Annotated in this window: 5 protein-coding genes; all 5 read left to right on the top strand. The window is 64.6% G+C overall.

Annotation, left to right across the window (positions count from 1 at the left end; all coding sequences use genetic code 11):
* Nucleotides 1-681, top strand: a 681-nt coding sequence (locus tag ADADOO_RS08310) for a phosphate/phosphite/phosphonate ABC transporter substrate-binding protein (protein ID WP_511276631.1), incomplete at its 5' end; no start/stop codon positions are given.
* The gene (gene phnE / locus ADADOO_RS08305; protein WP_511276629.1) at nt 681-1,574 is read left to right on the top strand and encodes a phosphonate ABC transporter, permease protein PhnE; all 894 of its coding nucleotides are present in this window, start codon (nt 681-683) and stop codon (nt 1,572-1,574) included. The genes ADADOO_RS08310 and phnE, both read left to right, overlap by 1 nt.
* Nucleotides 1,571-2,434 carry a phosphonate ABC transporter ATP-binding protein gene (locus ADADOO_RS08300; RefSeq protein ID WP_511276628.1) on the top strand — a complete coding sequence of 288 codons (864 nt, stop codon included), beginning with the start codon at nt 1,571-1,573 and terminating at the stop codon, nt 2,432-2,434. The genes phnE and ADADOO_RS08300 overlap by 4 nt, the downstream gene beginning before the upstream one ends.
* Nucleotides 2,431-2,928 (top strand): peptide-methionine (R)-S-oxide reductase MsrB, encoded by a 498-nt coding sequence (gene msrB / locus ADADOO_RS08295; RefSeq protein ID WP_511276626.1) that lies wholly within the window; start codon nt 2,431-2,433, stop codon nt 2,926-2,928. The genes ADADOO_RS08300 and msrB overlap by 4 nt, the downstream gene beginning before the upstream one ends.
* A 47-nt stretch (nt 2,929-2,975) precedes the next feature.
* The coding region (gene msrA / locus ADADOO_RS08290; RefSeq protein ID WP_511276624.1) for a peptide-methionine (S)-S-oxide reductase MsrA at nt 2,976-3,347 on the top strand (372 nt) is incomplete at its 3' end.

Here is a 3,347-nt window from a genome sequence, read left to right as displayed (position 1 = left end):
CGCACCGTCGATAGCTGGGAAGGCCTCGCCAAGTCGCTGGCCAACGGCGAAACCGACATCGCGCTGATGGGTCCGTGGGGCTACGTGCTGGCCAATCACCAGGCCGGCGCCCAGGTCATTTCGACCATCCTTTACGACGGCAAGCCCGAGTATTTCGCCATCACGATCACCCACCCGAAATCCGGCATCAATACCCTGGCCGATCTCAAGGGCAAGACCTTCGCCTTCGGTGACAAGGGATCGACTTCCGGCTACCTGATCCCGCTGCATTACCTGATGACGCAGGGCATCACGCCGGAAAAGTATTTCAGCAAGGTGGTCCATACCTCGCACCAGGCCATCGAAACCCAGGTCACCCAGGGCGTGCTCGATGCCGGAGCCGATTACAACCGCAACCGTAACGCGATGATCGAACAAGGCCTGATCAAGGCCGAGGACTCGAAGATCATCTGGACCTCGGCCCCATTGCCCAATGACGCCTTTGCCGTGAGCAGTGCACTGGCCAGCGACAAGGCGCTGATAGCTCAGCTCCAGGGTGCCCTCGGCGATGTCGGCGCAGCCCTGAAGGCCAATCCCAAGCTGCTGCCGCCGCATTACACCGGCTTCGTCAGCCGCGATAACGCCTTCTACAAGCCAATCCGCGATGCCGGCCTGGCGACCGGGAAATTGCAGGCCAAATAATGAGCGTCCACGCCCTGACCAGCCATGTCGTCCATCGCTTCAGCGGCCGGCTCGGCTTTCTCGGGCTAACCCTGATCTACGCGCTGCTCGTCGCCGCCTGCCTCGGCACGTTGGCGCGCGAAGACGAACTGTCGCTGGGGCGGCATCCGCTGGCCAATCTGGTCAAAACGGTGGGCGAATTTGCTCACCCGAGTTTTCTCGATGTCTGGTTCGGCAACCCGAATCTCGAATACAAGAGCGACGACGGCAGCGTGCTCCGTGTCGAGAACCGCCCGGAAGTCGAAGCCGACTACCTGGCCGGCCTCGGCCGCGCCACCTGGACGACCATCCGCATCGCCACCCTCGGCTCGCTGCTCGGCGCCTTGCTCGCCCTGCCGCTGGCCGTGCTGACAGCGCGCAACCTGGCCGCGCCGAAACCGCTGGCCTGGCTGGCCAAGGGGGTGCTCGACATTGCCCGCTCGATCCACACGCTGGTCTTCGGGCTGGTCCTCGTCGGCATCGTCGGCCTTGGCCCGACCGCCGGCATCCTGGCCATCGGCCTGCATTCGATGGGCACCTACGGCAAGCTCTTTGCCGAAGCCATCGAGTCGCTCGACAGGGCGGCCATCGATGCCGTGCGCAGTGTCGGCGCGACGCCCGACCAGGTCTTCTTCAACGCCGTCTGGCCCGCGGTGCTGCCGCAATTCGTTTCCAGCCACCTCTACGTCTGGGAATTCAACATCCGCGACTCGACCATCCTCGGCCTGATCGGTGCCGGCGGGCTTGGTCTACTGATCACCGAAGCCACCTCGCTTTTTCAGTGGGGACGGCTGTCGACCGTACTGATCGTCATCGTGCTGATGGTTTCCGCCTTCGACGCCCTCAGCCGGCGCATCCGGCAGGCCCTGTCATGAACGAAATGGCCATTTCCCTGGCACAAGTGTGCTGCGTAGCCGACGGGCGGGCGCTGCTCGATGTCGAGGCACTGAGTATCCGCCACGGCGAGCGGGTCGCCATCGTCGGCCACAACGGCGCCGGCAAATCGACCCTGCTCCGCCTGCTGACCGGTTTCATGCCGGCCGCGCATGGCCGGGTCGACGTGCTCGGCCGCGACCTCAGCGGCAGCCCGTCGGCCCGCGAACTGCGCGCCCTGCGCAGCGAAGTCGGCCAAATCCACCAAGGTCTGCACCTGGTTGGCCGTCTGAGCGCGCAGGAAAACGTGCTGATCGGCAGCCTCGGTCGCGTCACCGGCTGGCGTAGCTGGGTTCGCTATTTTCCGGCTAACGAGGTCGCCAGGGCCGCTGCCGCGCTGCATGCCGTCGGCCTGCTGGCCCGCGCCACAACACGGGCCGACAAGCTTTCCGGCGGCGAACGCCAGAAGGTCGCCATCGCCCGTCTGCTCGTCCAGCAGCCCAAACTCATTCTCGCCGACGAGCCGACCGCCGCGCTCGATCCGGCCGCCGCCGGCGAGGTCTGCCACCGGCTGGCCCAGGCAGCGCGCCAGGCAACGTTGATCTCAGTCGTCCATAACCCGTCTTTGCTGCCCTTGCTGGCCGATCGCGTGATCGGCCTGAAAAGCGGCCGGATCGCCTTCGATCTGCCGCTGGCTGCGGTCGACGACCAAAAACTGAGCCATTTGTATCGCCCGGACGATGCGGCTCCGGCAGGCCCCTGGCAAGTGCCGGAAGCCGCCGGCGCACTGTGTTTTCGCGAGGGAACGACGCGGCTTAAAAACGGGTCATATCAGCAAGCAGCACTCGAGGAGAAACCATGAACCGTCGCCACTGGATTACCCAAGTTTCCGGGCTGATCGCCGCCAGCGTCCTGCCTTTCGGCGTTACCGCGGCCAGCACCTTTCCGCTCAACAAGAGCCGCGCCGAATGGAAAAAACTGCTGCCCCCGGCCGCCTACGCCGTGCTCTTCGAAGCCGGCACCGAGCCGGCCGGCAGTAGCCCGCTGAACGGCGAAAAACGCGCCGGCACTTTCATCTGCGCCGCCTGCAATCAGCCGCTGTTCGACAGCGCGCAAAAGTACGAGAGCGGCACCGGCTGGCCGAGTTTCTGGCAGCCATTGCCCGGCGCCGTCGCCACGTCGACCGATTTCAAACTGATCTACCCGCGCACCGAGTACCACTGCTCACATTGCGGCGGCCATCAGGGGCATGTCTTCGACGACGGCCCGAAGCCGACCGGCAAGCGCTACTGCAACAACGGGGTCGCCCTCGGCTTTGTCGTCAAGGGCGAGCCACTGCCGGCGCTACGGACATGAAAATTCGTCATTTTTTCCGGTTGACCCTGGGGCCAGCAGTTGTTTCTATGGTCGTAGTAATTGCCGCACTGGCCGGCAGTTTCCCGATTCAGGCCACCGAAGCGCCAGCCGCCAGGGCCAGCGCCCTGTTTGCCGGCGGCTGCTTCTGGTGCGTCGAAGCCGACTTCGAAAAGTTGCCCGGCGTCATTGAAGTCGAATCCGGCTACACCGCCGGCCTGACCAAGAGCCCGAGCTACGAAGCGGTCAGCGCAGGCAAGACCGGCCACGCGGAAGCCGTGCGCGTCTTCTACGATCCGCAGAAGGTCAGCTATTCGCAACTGGTCGAGTATTTCTGGCGGCACATCGACCCGACAGTCAAGGACCGCCAGTTCTGCGATGTCGGCAGCCAGTACCGCAGCGGCATTTACTGGCAGAACGAG

This window comes from Azonexus sp. (genome assembly GCF_036170495.1).
Taxonomy (GTDB): Bacteria; Pseudomonadota; Gammaproteobacteria; order Burkholderiales; family Rhodocyclaceae; genus Azonexus.
This window is presented reverse-complemented; position numbering and strand designations above follow the sequence as displayed.

Bases quoted from the DNA above. Each gene is read 5' to 3' on its own strand.
- phnE (WP_511276629.1), top strand. From the start codon at position 681: ATGAGCGTCCACGCCCTGACCAGCCATGTCGTCCATCGCTTCAGCGGC.
- ADADOO_RS08300 (WP_511276628.1), top strand. From the start codon at position 1,571: ATGAACGAAATGGCCATTTCCCTGGCACAAGTGTGCTGCGTAGCCGAC.
- msrB (WP_511276626.1), top strand. From the start codon at position 2,431: ATGAACCGTCGCCACTGGATTACCCAAGTTTCCGGGCTGATCGCCGCC.